Here is a 21,936-nt window from a genome sequence, read left to right as displayed (position 1 = left end):
AATCCGCCGAAGTTGAAATTTATAGGACAGCAATCACCAGTATAGCCAGCAGACAAAAGGCTGAGAGATGATAGCTCAGGCAATCAAATACACCCTGCTCTTGGAGCCACCATCCTGAGATCATACGTTGACGCAACAGTTTTATTGTTATATCTATATATCGTTAATCCAATCCCCCTCACTCTCTTCGGCTCTGACAAACTCAGTCTGGGTGTTCAGTTATATAAGGAATTAGGAATACGATGTCGTTTAGCCCTCCATATTTTGGCCCCAGCGTAAGTCGCCGTGCCACATCCCGCTCTCGTCTCACTCAGCACCTACGCAGCCAGCTGAATGCCGTTAGCCTGCTCCTCGCTCTTCTGATCTCATTGTGCTCACCGAATCTCTTGGCAGCGGGAAGCCCACCCCCCGAACTGCCTGAAGCAACCATAACCGAATTGGCCGTCGGCGATCGAAAGATGCAAGTTTGGTCCTGGCCAATCGCAGGCCCCGAGCAGGGACGAATCCTGTTCTCCCATGGTGCGGCGTCGGCCCCCTGGAAATACGCGCCCTTGATCTCGCGTTGGATTGCCGCTGGCTACAAAGTCTATGCGCCTCTGCATGTAGATTCTGACGACCATCCACAGCAGAAAGACTACACCGGCATGAAATCCTGGGAGGCACGCTTGCAGGATATGCAGGTGCTGGCCGATACCTATGGCGGTGACCGCTATATTGTCGCGGGTCATAGCTATGGCGCGCTGGTCGCCTTGACCAAAGGCGGGGCAACGGCTGTTTTTCCTGAAGGTATACAGCAACCGGTGGCAGATAAGCGAGTCTCTATGGTGTTAGCCTTTTCACCGCCCGCAGCCATTCCCGGCTTTATCGAAAAAGAGGGCTATGGGAAAGTCAGCGTGCCCTCTTTGATCCAAACGGGCACCTTGGATGTTCCCCAGGGAAGCGACGCCAGCTGGAAAACACATCTCGATGCCTATGATGCCTCGCCTGCGTCCGGCAACCATTACGCTTTGGTTTTGGAAGGGGTTGACCACTACTTTGGAGGCGCCATTTGTCGACCGGAGCTCGACGCCCCCAAACAAATGGCACAGATAACCACGGCGGCAGACATCTCTCTCCTAATGATCTCGGCCTACCACGGTGAAGATTCAAGCGCCCAACAAGAACTTGAACAATGGCTCGCCGAATCAGGGCCTACCGCTCTACTGAAAAAATAATCTTACCCTGGGGCGTCTGACGCCCCTTTTTTTTGCTAAACGCTAACGCTGAGGATGGCATATGCGTAATTTTTTGTCGCGACGTTCCACATTAAAATTTCTTTCTGCCCTCGGAGCCGTTGGTGCCGGTACGGTCAGCCAAGCGAAAGAATCCCTACCCCAGAAAAGTCATCTGGTCACCAACGGCTATTCCACCGCTGATCTAGAGCTGGACACGCCGGCCAAACGCAACAGAGCCATCGCAAAAGTGATCGGAAGTATCGGCGACGATGAAGTCCATTCTTTTATGCGTTTCCATATCTATGGATTTGCCGGCAAGAATGCCGTTCCCTTTTTTTCGATGAACAACTACATCATTCAATACTGGTCGCCCACTGAAAAAGAAGATGAATTTCAGGTCAAGCACTATGAAGTGGGCTATTTTACCCAGTTTGATACAGACCAGCCGATTACGCACTGGAAGAACCCCTTTACCGATGAAACCGTAGAGTTACACCAATTCATCCTCGGCCCGGTTTTCCGCCGCTATACACCCGACGGTGTCATTTCTCTAGGCGTTGCACCGAAACCTCTGCGAGTTAACGTTATTGGTGATCGCGTATTTGTTCCCGCCCAATCGCTGGAAACCTTTCCCAATATGTTCCCCCCGTCCGAGTGGCCTGAGCTTTCCACAGACGATCAGGTGTACTGGGATTCCATGTTCACCTATTCCGCCGCATTGAAAGACGTTATCGATCCATCCGTCACAACGGCAAAAGCCGAAATTCATATGCAGAATCTGACCAGTTGGCAACCCTTTCTGCATTTAGGCAGGGTGCCAGGCCGGAGCATGGCACGAGCATTTGGCACCAACATTACTGGTTTTGAAGACCTCACCCCTGACGTCAGGCACGGTTTTGAAACCCATACGCCAGAAATTTTCGATACCAAAAACTGGACTCAAACGCGGTTTGACAATATCGATTACTATCAGAAAATGATGAAGGAGAAAGGCAAGTGAGGCTCGCTCGAACAATAACCAGCACACTGTCTATCTTGCTGGTAGGTCCTTTGTCCTCAGCTTTTGCCGATCCGGACTACGAGGCTCTCTACCAAGAACGCTTCAAGACGATAATGGAAAGCGGAGGAATGATGCCGAGCTATGACCCCATGGCGGAGGTTGTCGGCACCTCGGATTTTACACCACTCCCCAAAGCGGCCGCCGCAGACATCGAGATTCAAACCGAAGCACTGGAGGCGGCCAGAGACTACGCCAAGGCGAATAACTCCGATGCGTTTATTGTCTGGCACAAGGGTAAGATAGTCACCGCGGATTATTTTGGTGAGACCACCTCAACTACACCGCTGGTTTCCAAGTCGTTATCAAAACCCCTTTCCGCCATCGCGGTAGGGCGCGCCATTGCCCTTGGGTATATCGACTCGCTCGATCAGCCGGTCGCAGACTTTATTACCGAATGGCAAGGCACTGACAAAGCCGAAGTACTCATGCGTCATCTGCTGGATATGCGATCAGGGTTTCTCGCCCAAGGTTACAGTACCGACCCCGACCACCCCTGGAATCGCGCCTATCTCTCCTACCAGCTTGAGGATTATCTGATTCACAGCTATCCGCTGGTCGAAAAGCCTGGAGCCAAATATCAATACAACAATGCGACAGCGGACATGGTGTCCGTCTTGATCAAGCGCGCAACGGGAACGTCTTATCAAGATTTTATCGGTAAACAGGTATTGTCCCTTATCGGCGCTCGTGGCGGCAGCATCTGGACAGACCATGAAGACGGCCTCGCCCACTCAGGCTGCTGTATGTTACTGCCCGCAGACAGCTACCTGCGGCTGGCTCAGCTGTTGTTGCAAGATGGCAGCTACAATGACAAACGGCTTTTGCCGAAAGGTTATGTCCACGCCATGACGACTGCGACACCGCAAAACCCGCATTTCGGACTGGGAATCTGGATCGGCGGAGACTATACCGAAAGGCGCGGCTTTCAAGGCCCCGAGGGGAAAGGACCAAAAGTTCTTCACAGTGAACCTTACCTGGACAAAACCCTCTATCTTTTCGACGGCAACGCCAATCAAGTGGTTTATGTGATGCCCGAGTATCAAATGCTCGTTTTACGCCTCGGCAATAAACCGCCCACTTCGCCGGAATGGGATAACAGCCGTCTTCCCAACCTATTAATTCGCGGACTTCAACCACCGGTCAACTGACTTGCTTGCTGAGTGAAGGCGGCATAGCATGTTCGCCGCTTTCACGAACCTGGCTTTATCATGACCATTGATGCTCTGCTTGCTTTTATCGCCACTTCGATTCTCCTCAGCCTGGCTCCAGGCCCCGACAACCTTTTCGTTTTGACGCAGGCGGCCATTCACGGTCGCAAGTCCGGTATTTGGATTACGCTCGGCCTCTGCAGTGGTTTGATCGTTCACACCACGGCGGTCGCTCTTGGTGTTGCCGCCATCGTGCAATCTGCCCCTCTCGTGTTTACCCTTCTCAAAGTCTTGGGTGCTGGGTATCTGGCCTATTTGGCCTGGTGCGCCTGGAACGCGTCCCGGCAGGACATTGATCTCACAGGACAGCAAGCTGCCGCGCCCTTGTCCCTCTTTCGGCGCGGTGTCTTGATGAACATTACCAACCCCAAGGTATCGATTTTTTTCTTGGCGTTTCTCCCTCAATTCGCCAACCCTGACCAGGGCTCAATGGGGCTGCAGTTATTTTATCTTGGAATCTTATTTCTGCTGGTTGCACTGTTGGTGTTTTCCGCCATCGCCATAGCCGCCGGCACTTTAGGTCACTGGCTGACCCGTTCAGCTAAAGCTCAACGAAATCTCAATCGAATGTCTGCGGTCGTTCTCGCCGCACTGGCCATAAGATTGGCAACCAGTCACCACTAAACGGCTGAGAATTCTACAAATGTGTAATCCAGCCCGCCATTAACCTAAGATTGCAGAGACCTGCGCCTCGACAATTGGGAGGCTTTGCTGCCACTCAGACGCCCATACCGCCCCCGATAGAGGTTGATTGGAGTCACTTTGCGCATCGAGAATGCAAATGTTCCCCATCCGCTTTGCACCCGCATGATAGAGCCCTGCTTCCAAGGTGAGCCCGGCCCTAACAAATTGCGCATAGCCACTGTCGCCTAAAGCGATGACACCATAGTAACGACCGCGAAGATTTACCCGACCGTCATCCAATGCCAGAAACATCGGGATCAATGAGCGAGGAATATCCCCTTGGCCCGTGGTAGAACAACACAGCAGAAGTATTTCCGAGCCATCTCGGGTTAAATCCTGCGCATCCGGATCAAGATTTAATTCGACGCGATGCTCCGCTTTTTGCAAAACCAAAGCAACCGCTCGAGCGGTCTGCTCCGCACGCCCATTGACACTGCCCACCAAAATTTGAATTCTCGCCATAACGTCTACCCCAAAACCACGCTTCTACCGCAACAAGAATATCTCTATGAGCAAGAATCTCGCCCACGAAAGACGGGTGTAAAACCACGTGATTCGCCTCAAATACAGACAGGCTTGTTCTAAATGCGACCAATCCCCACAGTAGATTTGTCTCTGATATGACAAAACCCAATACCCAATCACGAAAATTAACGCAGGAGTCCAGGAATAGATCACTAAGGCGCTGTGGCATGATTTGTGAAAAACCATCGCGTATTTAGTAGCCATGAAGGACCGGCTATTTTTACGGCTTTGACATCCAGGTAATACGGCTCCCATGACCGGCCCAACGAAAATGCGTCTACCTTATGCCGCTAAGCGATTGCATCTGGTGAGCAACCCAATTGCTGAGAAGCAACATTCCAGAGAGACTCCGACGGAAAAGCTCTATCGAGGTGTCGGCTATGAACCTGAGTATCTGCAAGCTCACCCGGCGATTAGAGGCTCAGCGGATATACTTGAGCAGATAGGCGGCTTTCGATATACGTCTCAAAGCGGGAAGATAATTCCGTTGGAAACGGCGGACCGGCGTTTTCTATGGGAAGCCACACCAACAGAAAACAGTGACAATGAGTTCCGTTTACTTAATGCCAGCCTGGAAAGTCCAAGCCTTGAACAAGGCATCGACAGCACCCACCTAACGATTTCTCCGGAAATCCAATTCAGCTTCCACACCCATGCCTTCGGCGTACAAATCGGTGAAATTCGTTTGGTCAGCTCTGAACGATTTATCACAGATGTTAACGGCGAGGCCCACACGCTGATGAACACCCAAGCCGCTGAAGCGCCCGTACTCTACTATCCAGATCCTATCGAGAGCCCTTTACTCTACCAAGTCACCGATTGGCAGGCCCAGGGGCTGGATCGAACCTATGACTACAAGTACCGCATCCACCAAAGACTCTTTCCAAAATGGCAAGGGCATAACGTTCGCAGCATCACCGTACTGGAACACTATTCCAGCTACTTTTTGCAGAGAGCGATGACCCAAAATCGGTGTGACAGTATTTGGGTTCCCGTCTATGCACCCATATTCTGGGGATGGAGTGTCCGTGTCGAGCCGGATGACGATGAGTGGATGATCACGCGACGTAAATTAATCCTGCCGACCTGCGATGAAAACGGTTGGCAGCTTCCCCAATGGCAAGGCCGATCCTGCGATTTTGACAAGGAGACTTTCAGTGAGTGATGCAAATGGTGCTGTGACTGACTTTAAATCAAAGATTGCTGCCCGCTTGCCCGCCTTAAAGCGCGAATACCAACGTGGGGTAAACCGCGATCTTTCGCGGCATAGTGTCGAAGGCGTGTTTGGCAGGCAGACGGTCAATGTCATCTCAATCCTTTTAAACGACTCGTCAGGAATACTCTTGGAATTACAGGCAGAAGCAGTAACCATCCCCGATTCAGAACAGATCGCCTATCTGGATGCGCAGAAAGATGCTCTCGTCGACTATGCACTGAACTTTCAGCGCAGCTCTTGCGCCCTCTCCAACTTCCCGGATGAACATAATCCTAACACTGACTACTTCAGCCAAGTTCTCAGTGATGTCGATACGCTATGGAAAACCTGGTGCGTTGCGCACCAACATCTGCCATCAATTCAACCTGTACCTATCGGAAATAAACCATGAAGCCAGTGCTCGACTGGTCCAGCTATAAAGATGCCGGCATGGGCGATGCCTATGCCGATATTCCCAAACATGGTGGAGACTACGCAAAAGCCATTGCGGTATGTATCAATAGTGGACAATGCGAAACAGACAGCAAACTGGTTATGTGTCCCAGCTTTAAAGCTTTGGAAGACAAGGATCTGTCGACCGGCGGTCGTGTACGTCTACTCAAAGCCGCTTTGGCCAGTGATGATTGGGAAGACGCTCTTAAGGATATTCGCTTACAGAAAGCTATGGATTTGTGCCTGGCCTGCAAGGGTTGTAAGCGGGAGTGTGACAACAATGTCGACATGGCGATGATCAAATCCGAGTACCTGGCTTGGCGTATCAAACACGAAGGCGTGTCCTGGCGCAGTCGGCTTTTTGCAGCGACCCCACGATGGCTCGGCAGAAAGTCTGGCCTTGCAACGGCTATTCGCTGGCGCAATCGCAGCCCTTTGATTCGTCGCTGGATGGAAAAAAGTATCGGTATTAGCGCATCGATGCCGCTGCCCGAACCTGTATCAAAGAAAGTACTTCGACAGCTAAGAAGCCAGCAGCAAACACAGCCCATCAAGCCTCGAGATGACTCATTGGAAAGACCTGAAGTCGTCCTTTTTGTCGACACTTTTACACGGGGCTTCGAGCCTGAGATCGCCCTAGCTGCAGAAACAGTCCTTCTTACCGGAGGCTACTCCGTTCAGCGGCTAGAAACGAAGGGCAAAAAGCTCTGTTGTGGGCGCACCTATCTCGCCCAGGGTATGATTCGCGAAGCTCGTCGCGAAGTTGCGCATTTGATGGCCGCCCTGTTACCACACGTCGCCGCGGGCCGCGTTATCGTGGGACTGGAAGCATCTTGCGTTTTAGGGTTAAGGGACGATGCTTTAAAACTGGGACTTGGTGAACCTTTAGAAAACATCAGCAAGCAGGTGTTTCTGCTGGAAGAATTTCTTACCAAAGAAATTATGGCCAAGCGCCTTAAACTCCCGTTTAAATCTTGTGCAGGAAAAGAAACGCTTATTCATGGTCACTGCCATCAAAAAGCCGTTGGCGCCTTGAAAGCCGTACGCAAAGTGATGAAGTTGATACCCGATAATAATTTTAAATTCATCGATTCCGGTTGTTGCGGGATGGCAGGCACCTTTGGGTTGGAAGCAGAACATCAACAACTCGGAAGTCAATTAGCAAATCGCGAGCTGATTCCTGCTATCAATGAAGCGCCCGGCGCACGAGTGGTTGCCAACGGCTTTTCTTGCCGTCAGCAAATTCGCGCGCACAGCGACAGACAACCTGAACACTTGGCGATACTATTGCGGGACGCTCTCGACACGTGATTGCGCGTCTGATGTTAGGATTCCCTGCTCCTCAAGCCACACCAGAAACCGCGGCAACCAGAGACTTGCCGGCATCTCGAAATTTGGCCGGTTGTACATATGCAATTCAACCGGTCGCTCACCATCCCGCCACATCTGAGCTAACTGCAACAAACCATCAGTTACAGGACCATGATAGGTTTCAGTCGTTATAAACAACGGCGGCGCCTTCGGGCTAACATGAACATCGAGCAGCGACGGTCCATAATTTGACATAATAAAGGCCGGCTGCGCCTCCTCATCACCACGCAAATAAGTTGCCAAAGCAATACCACCGCCAGCCGAGGTGCCGATCAAACCGATGCGATCTTGATCGATGTTCCACTCCGACGCTTTTTGACGCAGGATGGAAAACGCCTTCACCGTGTCGTCAACCGCAAATTTAATCACTTGGTTTAAATCCGCGTCGTCAGGAGCGGGATTGGCGTTAGCATTTTCAATGGTGAGCTTTGGAAATTTTCGATTTGCATTCGGCGCTGCCGGTGTGCCGGTTTCCGGTTGATGCTGCAATACTCGATATTTGAGAACAGCAACCGCAAGCCCCTGTGCATTAAGCTGCTGAATCATGGCCTGATTATCATCACCAAGACTCAATTTACGTAATGCTCCCCCTGGCAAAATAATCGCCGCAGCACCATTAGCGACGTTTTTCTTTGGTAAATAAACCTGCAGCTCAGGAGCTGCCACGTTGTAAAAAATATGCGTGCCATCTTCTCTAACAACGACGGACTCTTTGATGCTCCAGGATTCCGATCCAGGCGCGGCGCCGTCATAAAGAGACAACACCTCTGGCGCGGCGATAACAGGCTCAACCGCGAGCAAAACAATTAAGCCAATCAATCCGTGTATTTTCATCTGTCGCGCTCTTCTTTAGACATTTTCTCTATTCTCTCTTCCCGATCAATGTAATACGTCGATTCTTCCAGTCATGCTGACCTTGACCAGAGAGATTATCGGCAACGACCGTCACATCGATGATATCGCGATCAATACCAATCCCGGTCAGGATACGAATCATTTTTTCGGCTCGCTGCTTGGCCATGCCGAGCCTTTCTGGCAATCGCTCGCCATTATCGAGTTTGGTTTCTGCTTGATAGCTGGTAAGTTCCAAGCGTTTAAATCGCGCTTGACCTCGTTCGGTGAACGTCAATAACTTGCCCGCCGTCACTCCATCGAGCCGGTCTTGGTTAAACGCAAAATACAGAGTGAAACTTTCCTCCCCGGTTGTCTTTTCCTCTTCTATCGCATCCGCCGTGGGGACGGAAACGGGCACAGGTTCAATCGACACTTCCGGTCGGGTTTTCATTTCTCGAAAAATCGGTTGATACTTGGGGTGATCGGCGCGCTTATCGGAACGCTGCTGCCCGATAATAACCCCATCGAAAGGGGTGTAGCTGTTACAACTCAAGTCGACTTCAGGCAGCACGGTGATTCGCCCAGTAAAGCGTTTGCCACCACAATAGTGCTCACCCTCCACCACTTCGCCTTCGACCAATAAGCGGTGTTTCAGCTGGGGCTCACCGGCGTCAATCAAGCCAATTGGCTGAAGGTGATATGTCTGCCCTTGATAATCGCTGTAAAAACAGACATCAACTTCTGGCCCTACATCCCTCACGATAGGACAGGTAATAAAATTAATATATTCCCCAGCACCTGCGCCTTCCGCAATGACCACAAAACTCAAGCTAGTAACGAACGTCTTCCATAGACCTAAATACCGTTTCATAGCGACCTCATAAAATTTACCAGATCGACTTTCTCTTTTTCGGTGTAGCCGATATTAAAGCGGCGATCATAAAAATCGACCAACTCACGTAACGTATTTGACGAGCCGTTGGCAAAATATGGCGGCCTTGCCGCCAGCGCGCGCATTTGTTGCGTCATGGTTGCGCCAACATCTCGGCAGCGACCGGTAATCAGCGCTCGACCTGGATCGTGGGTATAAATTTCGCGCCCCAGGTAGGAGTGAGGGTTTGCACCTTTATGGCAGGTGACTTTAAAAAGCGGAAGATCGTCACGGGCAGTTTGCCAGGGGTAGTTGTTCAATCCGAGATCCATTGGAAAAGGTCCCATGTCCATTCCCATGCCCATCGTATTGTGGCAACCACTGGCGCAGGAGCGCTTAAAAGGGTTACCCAGCCCTTTATCGTTGTACGCACCGACGTCGTTAATGTAGAAGCGCTTTTCAAAAAAGACGTCAGCACCTCTTGCCACCGAGGCTTGAAACTCTTTTTCTAAAGAAGATCCAGCATTTGAGTTTGCACCATCCTCACCCTTCCACATGGTGAAATCCCCAAACACACGATTGACCGGATTATTCCCTAAACGGCCTGGCAGTATGCTGGCAGGTGCTTGAGGGCCCAACCCAGGCGGCGAATCGTTTCCTGTCAAAGAGCCCGCGTCCTTGTCGTAGGCCTGCGCTCCGAAAATCTGCAACTCAAAAGCTTCCAGCTGAGACAGTTCGCTCTCGGTAAGCGGTCGCTTTAATTCCAGATGTTTTGCCGCGGCGTCTTTAGCTTGGTGTCGGGGGGTCAGACCTCGTACATCGGCCATCAAGATGCCTTGTACAAACTTTCCCGTCTCCGGATCTTTCGGCAATAAGGTTTTATCGGAATAGAAAAACACATCGTGAGGTCCAACCCCGTGGGGTAACTCAACCATATGTTTAATATTTAATACCGGTCTCGGACGACGATAAACCGAGATCGTTGGTGTGTCGCTGTAGAGCCCCCAGGTTTTACTTAAATTGCATCCGGTCGGATCTCGGACCACTTCGATATCAAACTCTGGTTCGACCGGATCTGGTTCAAATGGCGCGGGAGGCCAGGGCATCCCGATTCGAATTAAGCCTTTGTTTAGAAGCAGCGAATGGGACTCCGGATCTTCCTGTGGCAACTCTGGGCAATCAGAGCCGTCGTAGGCCGCGAACAGAGGGTCCTGCCCTTGAGTCGCCTGCCAGCGTTCGCGAACAGTGTTAACGGAAAGGCTCATTCCATCGGCTGGCTGATGACAGGTGACACAGGCGCGCCCGTTGGTGCTGTTGGGTTCAAAGAAGGGATGAGAGCGCGTATCGATGGGGCCGGAGGCATTGATAATACCAAGGCGACCAAACTCATTCGAATATTCCGAGTAAGCGGGAAATGTACGTCCATCGCCAGGCGCCCACCATTCCCGGTTCGCCTGATCACTTTCGGTTGTGTTGTCACCGGCTGCTTGAGGCCGCTTTCCTTCTCCGACCGCCTGACTCCAGACACCCCACGCCAAAAACGGCAGCAGGGAGGCAGCGACAGCGAGCTTCGTACGAACCAGACGTCGCTTTTTATGTGTGTGAATTCCCGAGTTCATCATACGCCCTACTGCATGCCTTTTTTCTGAACCTGCCATCCATCCTTAGTGCAAAGAACACAGTCTTCTCCGACAAACCAGTCGGCAGCGTCAGCATCTTTTTGCAGCTGCCAGGCCATCCACTGAGTTGCCACCTCACCGTAATCGCCGCCTTTCTCATCAAACAGATAGGTCCCTCCATGTCCAACGCCATTTTCCCCAAAGAAAACCGGAACATGTTCAATCAACGACAGGTCGTCCAAAGCATTCACATAAGCGATGTCTGAAGGCCCGCCGTTGATATAGGCGATGGGTCCCTGTAAACCCTGCAGGAGCGTCTTATCCATATGCAGATTACGATTTCTCTTCATCGGCCCTGGTGGCGGCGCTGTAAGAACACCACTGTTAAACGCAATCCCGGTATCAACTCGGGGATCCCCCAGTATCGTAATCGCTTGCAGGCCACCACAACTGGTGCCCATAACGCCAATACGGTCGGTGTCGATACGCTGGTAGTAAGGGCTTTCAGGATCAGCCGTCTGCGATTCGGCCCAGTCAATTCCCGCCAGTATGTCGTCGACCGTCGTATCCGGCGTTTCCTCCTCCTGTCGGTCAACAGGTGGCGAACCCGGGGGCTGAAGTTCACGCTCAAAACGTGGATGCCCGCTGGCAATTATGAAAAAGCCATGGGAGGCCACCTCCCGTAAAAATTGACTATAACGCAATCCGTTGTCACGACATCCGCCATTTCCCCACAGCACTAACGGCAGTTTTTGCCCTGTCGACTGCTGTGGATAATAGAGCGTATTTTGAGGCATGCTGGCGACGGCAACTGCTTGTGCGGGAAAACTTCCGCTGCCGGATACCTTGCCGATCGCACCCGGTGCATGCCACTGTGCTGTCGGTGATTGTTCTGTTGTTGTAGCGCAGGATGAGAGCCAACTCGATGCCAGCAGGATGGCAATAGGACGACTATAAGACATGGAAGCTTCCTTGGTGATTGATGGCCGCGACGCTCTGCGATCCTAGACGACCTCTGATTAATTACCTGCGTTGCCATCGCGGCGTTAATCAGAGGTTCCCGAGATTTCACAAAGATTGCAGATTCATCGCTAAATGAGGGGGCAACTAGAAGTTGTAACGCAGTTTTGCGCCAAACTCGCGAGGATTGCCTAACAGGTATGTCCCGATACCGTCAGCCGCCCCTGACGCCTTACTGGTGTATTCCTTATCGGTAAGGTTTTTAGCGTAGAGCTCAAAGCGCCAATCGCGGTTGGACTCATACGCAAGAAAGAAATCCACCAGAGTTTTCGATGGCGTCAGGTTGTAGTCGTAATGGTAAAAGGTGGTGTAATACTCATCCTGATAGGAAACGCGCAAGCTTGGAATCAAACTGCCGTCACCCCACTCCAATCCTTCGTAGGCTAGACCAAAGTTAACCGCCATTTCGGGCAAGTAATCGATGGGCTCTCCGTCCAGATTAATGGTTTGCGCCGTTGTTGGATTGACGGTATCAATAGCACCTACAGGCAATGCCATTTCCAACTCGCCATATTCACCATCGTTGTAAGCGACGGAGAAATCCCAGCGGAAGTCCGCCAGCAAACCAGAAAACTGCGCCTCAATGCCCTTGATGGTCGATCCATCAACATTACGGGTAACGGACAGGGCCACGTTTTCTGGATCGGGCGAGAAGGTTCTCTGGAATTGGTCGTATTCCATGTAGTAAACACTGATGGACGAATTGATTGTGTCGTCCAGCAGGCTGCCTTTCCAGCCCAATTCAAAATTGGTGACTTCTTCAGAATCGTACTCGTTAGCAAACGGTGTTATGCCACCGGGCTTATAACCACGGCTGACCGTTGCGTAAAACAATTGGCCATCCAGGGGCATCCAGTTCACCAATACCCGCCCGGTTGTTGCATCAAAGTCGAGGATATTTCCTGCCGCAGGCACCGGTGATCCCGCTGACGCTGGCGCATCGTAATGGGACAAGCGATCATCCGGGAAGGGACCGGCAGAAATGTATGAGCCACTCTCATAACCGACTTCATCCTGGTTGTAGCGCAGCCCCACTTTTACTTCGAGCGTAGAAGATAAGGCATAGCCGACTTCGCCATACACTGCTTGGTTTTTACGAGTGTTATCCAGATAAATAAACATGCGGGTATGCAGCGTTGGGTCATAGCCGGTGCCAGGATAACTCTCCTGGTTGTAACGGATAAAATTCAGGTAGTTGTCCTGACTGTAATCAAGAAAACTCGCGCCGACGGTCCATTCAAAAGGGCCATCGCTTTGCGATACCAGTGAGACTTCGCCAGTCCAATATTCGTCGTTGATGGTGAAGTTTCGACCACTTTGAACCGCGGAGGGATCTGTAAAGGGAGAACCATAATCCCCCTCACTCAACATGGTTTGGTCGGAGGCAAGAAATGACAGATTGGCGAGCACACGAAAGTAGTCATTGGCCGCCCAATCCACCTGCAAGGTCGTCCGATCATAGGTTACGTCACGGTAACCATCGAGGTCATAATTCAAATCCCGCTCGCCGGACGACGGGACGGTATTGGATCCGGGAGAGGCGAAATAGCGATAGGGAACGCCATCTGTAGAATTGTCACTGAACTCGTAGATGAGACGAGCTTCAAGAGCATCGGTAGGCTCATAGAGCAGCTGAAACCGGCCAAAAGACCGATCCAGATTTCCTGGCTGATTGTCGTAGCGACTGGGAGAAGTGCTGAGGTCTGGCCCGTGGTTATCGTAAAAACTGTCTCTTTGTTCCCAGTCCAATGCAATCCGTGCAGCCAGCGTTTCAGTTAATGGAAAGGAAACCCCTCCGCCCATACGTTTGTGGTCTTCCGTCCCATATTCCGTACTGATAAAACCCGAGGTTTCACCCAAAACCGGCTTTTTCGAATTAATGAAAATAGCACCACCGCTGGCGTTTTGACCGGAATAGGTTCCCTGAGGACCTCGCAGGACTTCGACACTTTCAACATCAAAAAACGCATCACCGTATACGTACTCGCGTGCGACATAGGCGCCATCAAGATGTACAGCCACACCCGCGGTTTGGTTGGGCGCCCCTTCTGACATACCGACACCGCGGATGTTGAGAAATTTTGTATTACCGTTATCCGAAAAGGTTAACGAGGGAACCTGATACTGCAATTGCTCAAACGTCGACACACCGCGATTATCAAGCGTGTTTCCTGTAATTGCGATTGCAGAAATAGGAATGTCTTGCAAGCTGACGGCGCGCCGCTCAGCCGTAACCACAACCTCCTCTAACTCCAGAGAAGATACTAATGGCGCCGCAAGCGCGGACACCAAACAGGCGGTTGACGTGGCAAGATATTTTGGCTGCTTGCGCAGCGGACGAGTGGATAATGACATGAGTGCCTCTGAACTATTCTTGTTATATGGCATAACAATAACAATGGATTTCCATTCATGCAAGCGCTTACATTTTGATTTTTACCGACTTCCTCCGAAAAGAGTGGCTATAAAACACCAATACAAAGCCAGAATGACCATAATTACTTCAATAACTTTGAATAAGCCTTGTAAAATCTAAACGAATCCAACCCTACATACCCTATAAAAACGATGTAAGCGCTTAATATTTGGACTAGATTCTCTGAAGTTCAGTGTTACTATGGCGCCTACGAGCACACATCTGTGCCAGCGAATCCCCATAAGATATAACGACAATAAGTCAGTGGAGTTTGTGCGAATGGAAAAGCAATTCTCAGCGTTTGCCCCCTCAATTCCGGCGTAATCCAGTGCCCCCTGTCGGCAGGACTAACAACGGCTTTCCGGCTCTGGAATGGCTCCTGGCTCTGTACCTGTGCAGCTACATCCCATTTATACTGATCACAAGGTTGTTGACCAGCCAGCCGTTACCCGAACTCGAACGGCCTCTGACCGCGTTTGAGATTCTGCCATCGCTACTGATTCTCAACGCGCTATTCACGTTTTTGTTTATCTGGAGGAGCGGTTGGTATCGGGAAGCAAAGCAGTTGACGGTTTGGCGTCGCCGCCTGCCCTGCCCCACGCGCTATACATTGCTGTCTGGAATTGGTACCGCACTGGTGCTGGTCACTGTGCCTTTATCGTACACGTTTGCCGACGTTAGTGTTCCATATATTCAATTGATTATGCGTGGCGATCTACTCATCCTCGCGCCTCTTGTGGATGTCATTTTTGGCCGACAGGTGCGCTGGTGGAGCTGGCTGTCGTTACTACTGGTGTTTGTTGCATTGACGATTACCATTACCGCGCGGGAAGGACTCGGACTCCCCCCGCTCGCCATATCGACCATTGCCCTCTACACATTGGGCCACCTTATTCGCTTGGGCGTCATGACCAAGGTCTCCAAATCCGGAGACCCTTGTTCTGCAAAAAAATACTTTGTCGAAGAAAAGCTTGTGGCGTTACCGTTAACAATTTTGATACTGGCCATACTAGGCAGCGGTGGCTTATCTGTCCATGAGGGCGAATTACAACGCGGCTTTCTCGGCATCTGGCATCAAGAAACCCTGATCTATATCGTATTAATCGCCGTCGCAATGACGTTGGTATCCGTATTTTCCGCACTGATTCTGTTATCCCCCCGAGAGAACAGTTATTGTGTGCCACTCGAGCGAGCTTCCAGTATTTTGGCGGGTATCATTGCGACCTATCTTCTGTCTGCATTCTGGCAACACAAACCGCCAACCTTTGCAGAATTGTGCGGCGCCACCATTCTGGTAGGAACCATCCTGCTGCTGTCACTCGCCCCAAGGCTCGAAGTCGCCCGAAGAAAACGGCTCCCGGCCACAGACGCCAAAACCTGGAATGCGAAATGATGAATAGCGCGGTTCGGGTTACACTTTAGCAAACGGTTATCTGTATTTTTAATGAACACCACCAATCCCCCCAAACTCAGCGACGTAGCCGCAGCGGCTGGCGTTTCATCGGCCACCGTGTCACGTTTTTTCAGTAATCCTGATTCCGTTGCCCAGAAAACCGCAGAGCGCATTCGAGCCGCCGTGAAAGCAACCGGCTATACGCCTAACCGAGTTGCCGGCAGTCTCGCCTCAAATAAAAGTCGGCTGGTCTCGATACTGATCCCTCAAATTGCGCCGTCTTTTTTTATTGAAACCATCGAGGCACTCGTTAGCAAGCTGTCCTCTTCCGGATGGATTGCAACGGTTGGTGTCACCGACTTTGATCCCGTACAAACCGAGGAACAGATCATGGCGGCTCTCGCCTATCGGGCAAGAGCCATCATTCTTACTGGCGAAGTCAGCGACGATGTAAAAACCTTTATTCGACAAAGCAACACAACCGCCATTGAAATATGGGATTTACCGGAGAAGCCTATCGACATTGCCATCGGTTTTTCTCATCGATTAATCGGTGAAAAACTCGCTCAATTTGTAAAATCCAGAGGGTATTCTCGCCCTCATTTTATTTATGGCACTGGACCAAGGGCGAAAAAACGTCGGGATGGATTTGTCGACGAATGGCATCGCCTTTCCGGAAAAAACTGCACCGAAAGCCTTCAACAAAGCCCTCTACATTACAGCTTGGGACGAGCCACCTTTGCTGAGATTCAGCGGATGGAAGAAAGACCTGATGTTGTTCTTTGTGGCCCAGACTGGCTGGCTCAAAGCTTGATCATTGAAGCAAAACACGTTGGCTTATCAATACCCAACGACTTTGCGGTCATCGGCTTTGGCAACAGCGCAATTGCCAGTGAGATGCGCCCCACCATCACCACCGTCGAAATAGATGGCGACAGCATCGCGACAGAAATCATTCGTGTGTTGGAGCAACGAGAAAATAACGAAATCCCGATAGAGCAGAAAGTTGATACCGGGTTTCGTATCATCGCTCGCGAAAGTGCATGATTTTTTCAAAAAGAATCAGCAGGGTTTCTTAAAGGACTTGCGAGCCTTAGCGACCTTCTTGCGAGAAACACATTCTTGCACATGATCATTCACCAATCCCATTGCCTGCATAAACGCAAAGGCTGTGGTCGGTCCAACAAACTTCCAACCACGCTTTTTTAATGCCTTTGAAAGCGCCACCGACTCTTCGGATGTTGTGAGTGATTGCGGCTCGATATCCGCCTTCGGATCCATTTCAAACTGCCAGAAAAAGGCCGCCAGCGAACCGGCTTCAACCACCAGTTCCTGCGCTCGCTGAGCATTATTTATCACCGATTCAATCTTTCCACGGTGGCGGACAATACCCGCATCGCTTAACAGTCGCTCGACATCTCTCTCATCGAAAGCAGCGACCTTGTTAAAATCAAAGCCTGCAAAGGCTTTGCGAAAGTTCTCCCGCTTGGCAAGAATCGTTCGCCAGCTCAATCCTGACTGAAAACTCTCAAGGCAGATTTTCTCGAATAAACGAATATCATCATCTACTGGATAACCCCATTCGTTATCGTGATAGGGAAAGAACTCTGGCACACTGCCACACCAACCACATCGGGGCTTTCCATCCGGCCCGGTTACTGTGCTACCCATATTGAATTCCTATTTCAGCTTTGTCGTTGAGTACTTGCTCGCCCACATAATTTCCGGCCTCTGTGCATCAAACCATCACGCCTCATCCGGGTTACTTTGTGGGCGCCCACATGTGTACCACGATAATGGCGGTCCCTCCAGTCGATCAATCGTTTTCCTTCAGCGATTCGATTTGACTGGTCAGTCAAAGCAGCTTTGCTACAATGCCTGTCATTCCAACGAGCAACTACTAGAAGACCATCACTATGGGTTTATCCCTTAACGACCAGCAATGGCGCAACATCACTTTTATTGCCGCTCTCTGCGAACGTCATGCCGGTAATTTTACGCTGTGGGCGGACGTCAGCGACAAGGCGCAAGACGGTGAAGAATACCGTCGCTGTTTAAATAAAATGTGGGAAGCTCTAGCGGGCCAATTGAAGTCAGAAAAAAACCTGGCCAAGGCCTTGGAACAGGCGGAATCATTGCAACCACAGCCCCAGGACGATGATGCCTATGGCATCTATCCGGCCACGGATGCCTGCCTGCTGCTGATCAGTGGACTGCAGATGCTCCTAGATGAAAGCATCGATGATTCGAGCACTGCGGCCAATCTATCACTGGCGACGGTGACTCAATTTTTGGAATTTACCGGTGAAGCCCCGGAAGCACATGAGCTTCTGGTCAATGAGCGAGATTTTCAAAACGAGCTCTTAGAACGCCTCAACACCGCCAGCGATCGCGCAGAGACGATCAAACGTCTGCGCCATCAGCTGGCTGACTACGAAACATCTAATCTCGGGATTTCTATAAACTGATTTCTGGATTAAGTGTCTTCTTCATCATCTTTATCGATGTCTTCCAAACTTAACGAGAGGCCGCTACTGCGCGGTGGACTGGACGCAGCAGGTGCTGGCTCAGGTTTCGCATGGTAGTTTCCACCCTGCTGATCCAACTTTATCCGCAAGCGCAAATTGTTCGCGGAATCCGCATTTTTGAGCGCTTCTTCCTGTGAGATTCGCCCTTCTTTAAAGAGGTGAAACAGCGCCGAATCAAAGGTTCGCATGCCTAAGTTTTCCGACTTTTCCATAATCTCTTTGATGCTTTCAAATTCACCACGCACGATCAATTCTTCGATCGTTTTCGTCCCAAGCAGCACTTCCACCGCGGCACAACGTTTACCATCCACCGTAGGTATCAAGCGCTGCGAGACAAAGGCCCGCAGGTTTTGACCTAGCCCCAATAAAAGCTGCCCCCGACGCTCCTCCGGAAACAAATTTACGATTCTCTCAAGCGCTTGGTTCGCGTTATTCGCATGCAGGGTTGAGATCGCCAAATGGCCGGTTTCCGCGAACGCCAGTGCGTGCTCCATGGTTTCTCGGTCCCGGATTTCACCAATTAAAATGACATCTGGCGCTTGGCGTAACGTGTTGATCAACGCATTGTGGAAACTGCGGGTATCCACCCCTACCTCGCGCTGATTAACGATACATTTTTTGTGTTTGTGGACATATTCCACTGGATCTTCGATGGTGATGATATGACCGCCACTGGAGCTGTTACGATGGTCTATCAGTGCCGCGAGAGACGTCGACTTACCAGATCCTGTACCTCCGACAAATAAAATCAGTCCGCGTTTGGATTCCACGACCTCTTTGAGGATGGGAGGTAACTTCAGATCATCAAAACGAGGGATCTCGGTATTGATGTTACGAGCGACAATGGAGACATCATTGCGTTGGCGAAAGATATTGATACGAAACCGGCCCGCGCTGGGAATCGAAATAGCCAGATTCATCTCAAGATCTTGTTCAAACTTCTCTCGCTGCTCAGCATCCATGATACTGTTCGCAATCTCTGCAATCTGACCATTGGCCAAGGACTCTCGTGTTAACGGTTTGAGCACCCCCTGAAACTTTGCACACGGCGGAGCGCCCGTGCTGAGGTATAAGTCAGAGCCATCGTTCTTTGCGAGTATTTGAAGATATTCTTCGATTTGCACCAGCCACTCCTGAGAAATGCGCGAGGATCGTCTCCGGCTATTGCAAGACCATCCGAGCAACGCCTCTCTAAGTGTTAACGCAGAATGACGGTTTTTCCAGCAGGATCCTACTGAATGACATCGACATCTTCGAGCATTTTCTCGACCAAGGCGTAGCCGCTTTGATCGCCGATATCCGACGAATCCCGCAAACGATGGGCTAGGACCGCCGGCATCACAGCCTGCACGTCCTCCGGCAAGACGTGATCGCGCTGATGAATCATTGCCCAGGTACGAGCACAGCGGATTAACGCGAGTGCGCCTCTCGTAGAAACGCCACACGCAAATTCTGGCGACGTTCGGGTGAATTGCACCAGCCGTTGCACATAGGCCAATAATCCGTCGCTGGCGTGAACCTCTTCAACTCGAGACTGGATGGCGGACAAGGTTCCCGCATTGATGACGGGCGTCATCGATTCCAGCAATGATGCTGGGTTCTGACCTTTAAAAATCGCCAACTCTGCCGCTGGTGGTGGATACCCCAACTCCAATCGCATTAGAAAACGGTCCAACTGGGATTCCGGCAGAGGAAAGGTACCCGATTGGCTCAGGGGATTCTGAGTGGCGATAACAAAAAATGGCTGAGGCAGAGCACGGGTTTCACCATCAATGGTTACCTGATATTCCGCCATAGCTTCAAGCAATGCACTCTGAGTCTTTGGCGTGGTGCGATTAATTTCATCCGCCAGCAGCACCTGTGTGAAAACTGGTCCTGGGTGAAAATTGAACTGATTGGTTGTGCGATCAAAGACCGAAACACCAAGAATATCTGCAGGAAGCAGGTCGCTGGTGAATTGCACCCGGTTATAGGACAACCCCAGAACGTTGGCTAAAGCATGTGCCAGAGTGGTTTTGCCCATGCCAGGCAGATCTTCAAGCAGGAGATGTCCGCGTGCGAAAAGGCACGTGAGTGCCAATTTAACCTGGGTTTCCTTTCCCATAAGAACGTTGCTGACAGCAGACAGCAAAGCACTGAAAGTGGACTCCATGATTTCAAACAACCCCTATTCCAGCAAAACAAACGATAGATCCCCACGGACCATCATTTCAGTATAGTGCTCTGGAGCGAGGCCGTCCGTTACCGAGCCGAAAATTGGCACAGGTTAAGAGTTGGCCTGCTCACTTGGCGGAGCAGACCAAAGAAACACTATCCAATAGCGTCGAGACCGCGCTGGAGATCTGCCTTCAAATCCGCAACGTCTTCGAGTCCAACGGCCAGGCGAATGAGGTTGGGACGAATGCCCGCCTGCTCCCGATCTTCGTCGCTGAGACGGCCATGGGTAGTGGTCGCAGGGTGAACGATTGTCGTTTTCGCATCGCCCAGGTTGGCGGTTAACGAGACCACTTTCGTTGCGTTAATAAAACGGAATGCTTCATCCTGTCCGCCTTTGACCTCAAAAGAGAGCACGCTGCCGAAAGCGCGCTGCTGCGCTTTGGCCAGTTCGTGACCAGGGTGACTTTCGAGCCCGGCGTAATACACCTTATCAACCAGGGCTTGGCCATCAAGCCATTGAGCAATCGCCAGTGCACTGCTACTGTGCGCATCCATACGCAAGCGCAACGTCTCTAAGCCTTTCAAAAACACCCAGGCGTTGAAAGGACTCATCGTAGGTCCGCAGGTCCGCAAGAACACTAAAACATCGTCTAAGTATTCTTTGGCGCCGACAACAACACCGCCAACACAACGCCCCTGCCCATCGAGATACTTTGTCGCGGAATGAACGACGATATCCGCACCTAAAGCCAGCGGTCGCTGTAGCGCAGGCGTACAGAAGCAGTTGTCCACGACAAGCAATGCATGAGCATCTTTTGCAATTGCTGAAATGGCGCCGAGATCGGCGACCTCACACAAAGGGTTAGAGGGCGTCTCCAGAAAGAACATGCGAGTATTGTCTTTCACAGCACGTCGCCACTCATCAACTTGTGTCAGTGAAACAAAGGTCGTTTCAACGCCGAATTTTTGCATGTAGCGGGTAAATAATGCCGTGGTTGTTCCAAAGACACTGCGCGAACAAACCACATGATCCCCAGACTTGAGGAGCGCCATGCAGGTGCTGAGAATGGCAGCCATCCCCGAGGAAGTTGCCACAGCCGCTTCCGCCCCTTCGAGTGCGGCAATCCGGTCCTGAAACATACGCATGGTCGGATTGGTATAACGTGAATACACGTTGCCAGGCTGCTCGCCACTGAATCGAGCAGCTGCGGCTTCCGCAGTGTCAAAAACATAACTCGACGTGGTAAAGATGGGCTCGCTGTGCTCTCCTTCTGCGGAGCGTGTTTGGCCCGCCCGCACAGCCAAAGTATCAATGCCCGCACCGATGAGAGGGTTGTCAGAATCGAAATCGTTCATGGTCATATCCAGTCGGGATCAAACCGACCTTA

20 protein-coding genes are annotated in these 21,936 nt (G+C 51.2%); 10 read left to right on the top strand and 10 right to left on the bottom strand.

Annotation, left to right across the window (positions count from 1 at the left end):
* The first annotated feature begins 242 nt into the window (after window positions 1–242).
* The 4 genes from ACXAFR_RS11215 (at window position 243) to ACXAFR_RS11200 (ending at window position 4,106) form a co-directional block, all read left to right on the top strand.
* Window positions 243–1,214 (top strand): alpha/beta hydrolase family protein, encoded by a 972-nt coding sequence (locus ACXAFR_RS11215; protein ID WP_475176735.1) that lies wholly within the window; start codon window positions 243–245, stop codon window positions 1,212–1,214.
* Window positions 1,215–1,275: 61 nt separating this feature from the next.
* Complete coding sequence (locus ACXAFR_RS11210; RefSeq protein ID WP_475176734.1) at window positions 1,276–2,214, top strand: DUF1838 family protein; 939 nt, start codon at window positions 1,276–1,278, stop codon at window positions 2,212–2,214.
* Window positions 2,211–3,422 carry a serine hydrolase domain-containing protein gene (locus ACXAFR_RS11205; protein ID WP_475176731.1) on the top strand — a complete coding sequence of 404 codons (1,212 nt, stop codon included), beginning with the start codon at window positions 2,211–2,213 and terminating at the stop codon, window positions 3,420–3,422. The genes ACXAFR_RS11210 and ACXAFR_RS11205 overlap by 4 nt, the downstream gene beginning before the upstream one ends.
* Before the next feature lie 60 nt (window positions 3,423–3,482).
* Complete coding sequence (locus tag ACXAFR_RS11200) at window positions 3,483–4,106, top strand: LysE family translocator (protein WP_475176728.1); 624 nt, start codon at window positions 3,483–3,485, stop codon at window positions 4,104–4,106.
* Window positions 4,107–4,145: 39 nt separating this feature from the next.
* On the opposite strand, the gene ACXAFR_RS11195 is transcribed toward ACXAFR_RS11200, so the two are convergent.
* Window positions 4,146–4,628: a flavodoxin domain-containing protein gene (locus ACXAFR_RS11195; RefSeq protein WP_475176727.1), complete on the bottom strand. Its 483-nt coding sequence runs from the start codon at window positions 4,626–4,628 to the stop codon at window positions 4,146–4,148.
* A 316-nt stretch (window positions 4,629–4,944) separates the two neighbouring features.
* Between ACXAFR_RS11195 and ACXAFR_RS11190 the strand changes: the two genes are divergently transcribed.
* The 3 genes from ACXAFR_RS11190 to ACXAFR_RS11180 are packed head-to-tail and all read left to right on the top strand — an operon-like array spanning window position 4,945 to window position 7,650.
* Window positions 4,945–5,856: a hypothetical protein gene (locus ACXAFR_RS11190; RefSeq protein WP_475176725.1), complete on the top strand. Its 912-nt coding sequence runs from the start codon at window positions 4,945–4,947 to the stop codon at window positions 5,854–5,856.
* Window positions 5,849–6,298, top strand: coding sequence for a hypothetical protein (locus ACXAFR_RS11185; protein ID WP_475176722.1), 450 nt, complete (start codon window positions 5,849–5,851; stop codon window positions 6,296–6,298). Before ACXAFR_RS11190 ends, ACXAFR_RS11185 begins: the two co-directional genes overlap by 8 nt.
* Entirely contained in the window at window positions 6,295–7,650 is a 1,356-nt protein-coding gene (locus tag ACXAFR_RS11180; RefSeq protein WP_475176720.1) for a (Fe-S)-binding protein, read from the top strand. The genes ACXAFR_RS11185 and ACXAFR_RS11180 overlap by 4 nt, the downstream gene beginning before the upstream one ends.
* Here ACXAFR_RS11180 and ACXAFR_RS11175 read toward each other — a convergent pair.
* The 5 genes from ACXAFR_RS11175 to ACXAFR_RS11155 all read right to left on the bottom strand — a co-directional run bounded on the left by ACXAFR_RS11175 (window position 7,624) and on the right by ACXAFR_RS11155 (window position 14,409).
* Window positions 7,624–8,544 (bottom strand): alpha/beta hydrolase, encoded by a 921-nt coding sequence (locus tag ACXAFR_RS11175; protein ID WP_475176718.1) that lies wholly within the window; start codon window positions 8,542–8,544, stop codon window positions 7,624–7,626. The two genes, ACXAFR_RS11180 and ACXAFR_RS11175, sit on opposite strands and share 27 nt — an antisense overlap.
* 28 nt (window positions 8,545–8,572) lie before the next feature.
* Window positions 8,573–9,415 (bottom strand): hypothetical protein, encoded by an 843-nt coding sequence (locus ACXAFR_RS11170; RefSeq protein ID WP_475176715.1) that lies wholly within the window; start codon window positions 9,413–9,415, stop codon window positions 8,573–8,575.
* The gene (locus tag ACXAFR_RS11165) at window positions 9,412–11,037 is read right to left on the bottom strand and encodes a hypothetical protein (protein WP_475176714.1); all 1,626 of its coding nucleotides are present in this window, start codon (window positions 11,035–11,037) and stop codon (window positions 9,412–9,414) included. The genes ACXAFR_RS11170 and ACXAFR_RS11165 overlap by 4 nt, the downstream gene beginning before the upstream one ends.
* A gap of 5 nt (window positions 11,038–11,042) precedes the next feature.
* Entirely contained in the window at window positions 11,043–11,996 is a 954-nt protein-coding gene (locus ACXAFR_RS11160; protein WP_475176713.1) for an alpha/beta hydrolase family protein, read from the bottom strand.
* A 145-nt stretch (window positions 11,997–12,141) separates the two neighbouring features.
* Complete coding sequence (locus ACXAFR_RS11155; protein ID WP_475176710.1) at window positions 12,142–14,409, bottom strand: TonB-dependent receptor; 2,268 nt, start codon at window positions 14,407–14,409, stop codon at window positions 12,142–12,144.
* Window positions 14,410–14,798: 389 nt separating this feature from the next.
* On the opposite strand from ACXAFR_RS11155, the gene ACXAFR_RS11150 reads away from it, so the two are divergent.
* Together ACXAFR_RS11150 and ACXAFR_RS11145 are read left to right on the top strand one after the other, a co-directional pair.
* Complete coding sequence (locus tag ACXAFR_RS11150) at window positions 14,799–15,863, top strand: hypothetical protein (RefSeq protein WP_475176708.1); 1,065 nt, start codon at window positions 14,799–14,801, stop codon at window positions 15,861–15,863.
* Between the two features lie 51 nt (window positions 15,864–15,914).
* The gene (locus ACXAFR_RS11145) at window positions 15,915–16,910 is read left to right on the top strand and encodes a LacI family DNA-binding transcriptional regulator (protein WP_475176706.1); all 996 of its coding nucleotides are present in this window, start codon (window positions 15,915–15,917) and stop codon (window positions 16,908–16,910) included.
* A gap of 15 nt (window positions 16,911–16,925) precedes the next feature.
* Here the strand turns inward: ACXAFR_RS11145 and ACXAFR_RS11140 are convergent, their stop codons facing one another.
* The gene (locus ACXAFR_RS11140; protein WP_475176704.1) at window positions 16,926–17,534 is read right to left on the bottom strand and encodes a DNA-3-methyladenine glycosylase I; all 609 of its coding nucleotides are present in this window, start codon (window positions 17,532–17,534) and stop codon (window positions 16,926–16,928) included.
* A gap of 245 nt (window positions 17,535–17,779) precedes the next feature.
* On the opposite strand from ACXAFR_RS11140, the gene ACXAFR_RS11135 reads away from it, so the two are divergent.
* Window positions 17,780–18,331 (top strand): DUF416 family protein, encoded by a 552-nt coding sequence (locus ACXAFR_RS11135; RefSeq protein ID WP_475176702.1) that lies wholly within the window; start codon window positions 17,780–17,782, stop codon window positions 18,329–18,331.
* 8 nt (window positions 18,332–18,339) lie between these two features.
* Here the strand turns inward: ACXAFR_RS11135 and ACXAFR_RS11130 are convergent, their stop codons facing one another.
* The 3 genes from ACXAFR_RS11130 to ACXAFR_RS11120 all read right to left on the bottom strand — a co-directional run bounded on the left by ACXAFR_RS11130 (window position 18,340) and on the right by ACXAFR_RS11120 (window position 21,904).
* Complete coding sequence (locus tag ACXAFR_RS11130) at window positions 18,340–19,515, bottom strand: PilT/PilU family type 4a pilus ATPase (protein WP_475176701.1); 1,176 nt, start codon at window positions 19,513–19,515, stop codon at window positions 18,340–18,342.
* Between the two features lie 107 nt (window positions 19,516–19,622).
* Complete coding sequence (locus tag ACXAFR_RS11125) at window positions 19,623–20,543, bottom strand: AAA family ATPase (protein WP_475176697.1); 921 nt, start codon at window positions 20,541–20,543, stop codon at window positions 19,623–19,625.
* A gap of 158 nt (window positions 20,544–20,701) precedes the next feature.
* A complete protein-coding gene (locus tag ACXAFR_RS11120; protein WP_475176696.1) occupies window positions 20,702–21,904 on the bottom strand; it encodes an O-succinylhomoserine sulfhydrylase in 1,203 nt (400 codons plus the stop codon).
* Window positions 21,905–21,936 lie beyond the last annotated feature (32 nt).

It is taken from the genome of Pseudomaricurvus sp. ABR4_320, from assembly GCF_056159445.1.
The sequence above is the reverse complement of the archived record's forward strand: the minus strand, read 5'-3'. Positions and strand labels throughout refer to the sequence as shown.

What these genes read in the sequence shown, in the direction of transcription:
- ACXAFR_RS11155 (WP_475176710.1), bottom strand. Translation starts at nt 14,409, where the DNA reads ATGTCATTATCCACTCGTCCGCTGCGCAAGCAGCCAAAATATCTTGCC.
- ACXAFR_RS11175 (WP_475176718.1), bottom strand. Translation starts at nt 8,544, where the DNA reads ATGAAAATACACGGATTGATTGGCTTAATTGTTTTGCTCGCGGTTGAG.
- ACXAFR_RS11180 (WP_475176720.1), top strand. Translation starts at nt 6,295, where the DNA reads ATGAAGCCAGTGCTCGACTGGTCCAGCTATAAAGATGCCGGCATGGGC.
- ACXAFR_RS11190 (WP_475176725.1), top strand. Translation starts at nt 4,945, where the DNA reads ATGACCGGCCCAACGAAAATGCGTCTACCTTATGCCGCTAAGCGATTG.
- ACXAFR_RS11195 (WP_475176727.1), bottom strand. Translation starts at nt 4,628, where the DNA reads ATGGCGAGAATTCAAATTTTGGTGGGCAGTGTCAATGGGCGTGCGGAG.
- ACXAFR_RS11165 (WP_475176714.1), bottom strand. Translation starts at nt 11,037, where the DNA reads ATGATGAACTCGGGAATTCACACACATAAAAAGCGACGTCTGGTTCGT.
- ACXAFR_RS11210 (WP_475176734.1), top strand. Translation starts at nt 1,276, where the DNA reads ATGCGTAATTTTTTGTCGCGACGTTCCACATTAAAATTTCTTTCTGCC.
- ACXAFR_RS11140 (WP_475176704.1), bottom strand. Translation starts at nt 17,534, where the DNA reads ATGGGTAGCACAGTAACCGGGCCGGATGGAAAGCCCCGATGTGGTTGG.
- ACXAFR_RS11160 (WP_475176713.1), bottom strand. Translation starts at nt 11,996, where the DNA reads ATGTCTTATAGTCGTCCTATTGCCATCCTGCTGGCATCGAGTTGGCTC.
- ACXAFR_RS11145 (WP_475176706.1), top strand. Translation starts at nt 15,915, where the DNA reads ATGAACACCACCAATCCCCCCAAACTCAGCGACGTAGCCGCAGCGGCT.
- ACXAFR_RS11135 (WP_475176702.1), top strand. Translation starts at nt 17,780, where the DNA reads ATGGGTTTATCCCTTAACGACCAGCAATGGCGCAACATCACTTTTATT.
- ACXAFR_RS11170 (WP_475176715.1), bottom strand. Translation starts at nt 9,415, where the DNA reads ATGAAACGGTATTTAGGTCTATGGAAGACGTTCGTTACTAGCTTGAGT.
- ACXAFR_RS11125 (WP_475176697.1), bottom strand. Translation starts at nt 20,543, where the DNA reads ATGGAGTCCACTTTCAGTGCTTTGCTGTCTGCTGTCAGCAACGTTCTT.
- ACXAFR_RS11120 (WP_475176696.1), bottom strand. Translation starts at nt 21,904, where the DNA reads ATGAACGATTTCGATTCTGACAACCCTCTCATCGGTGCGGGCATTGAT.
- ACXAFR_RS11215 (WP_475176735.1), top strand. Translation starts at nt 243, where the DNA reads ATGTCGTTTAGCCCTCCATATTTTGGCCCCAGCGTAAGTCGCCGTGCC.
- ACXAFR_RS11200 (WP_475176728.1), top strand. Translation starts at nt 3,483, where the DNA reads ATGACCATTGATGCTCTGCTTGCTTTTATCGCCACTTCGATTCTCCTC.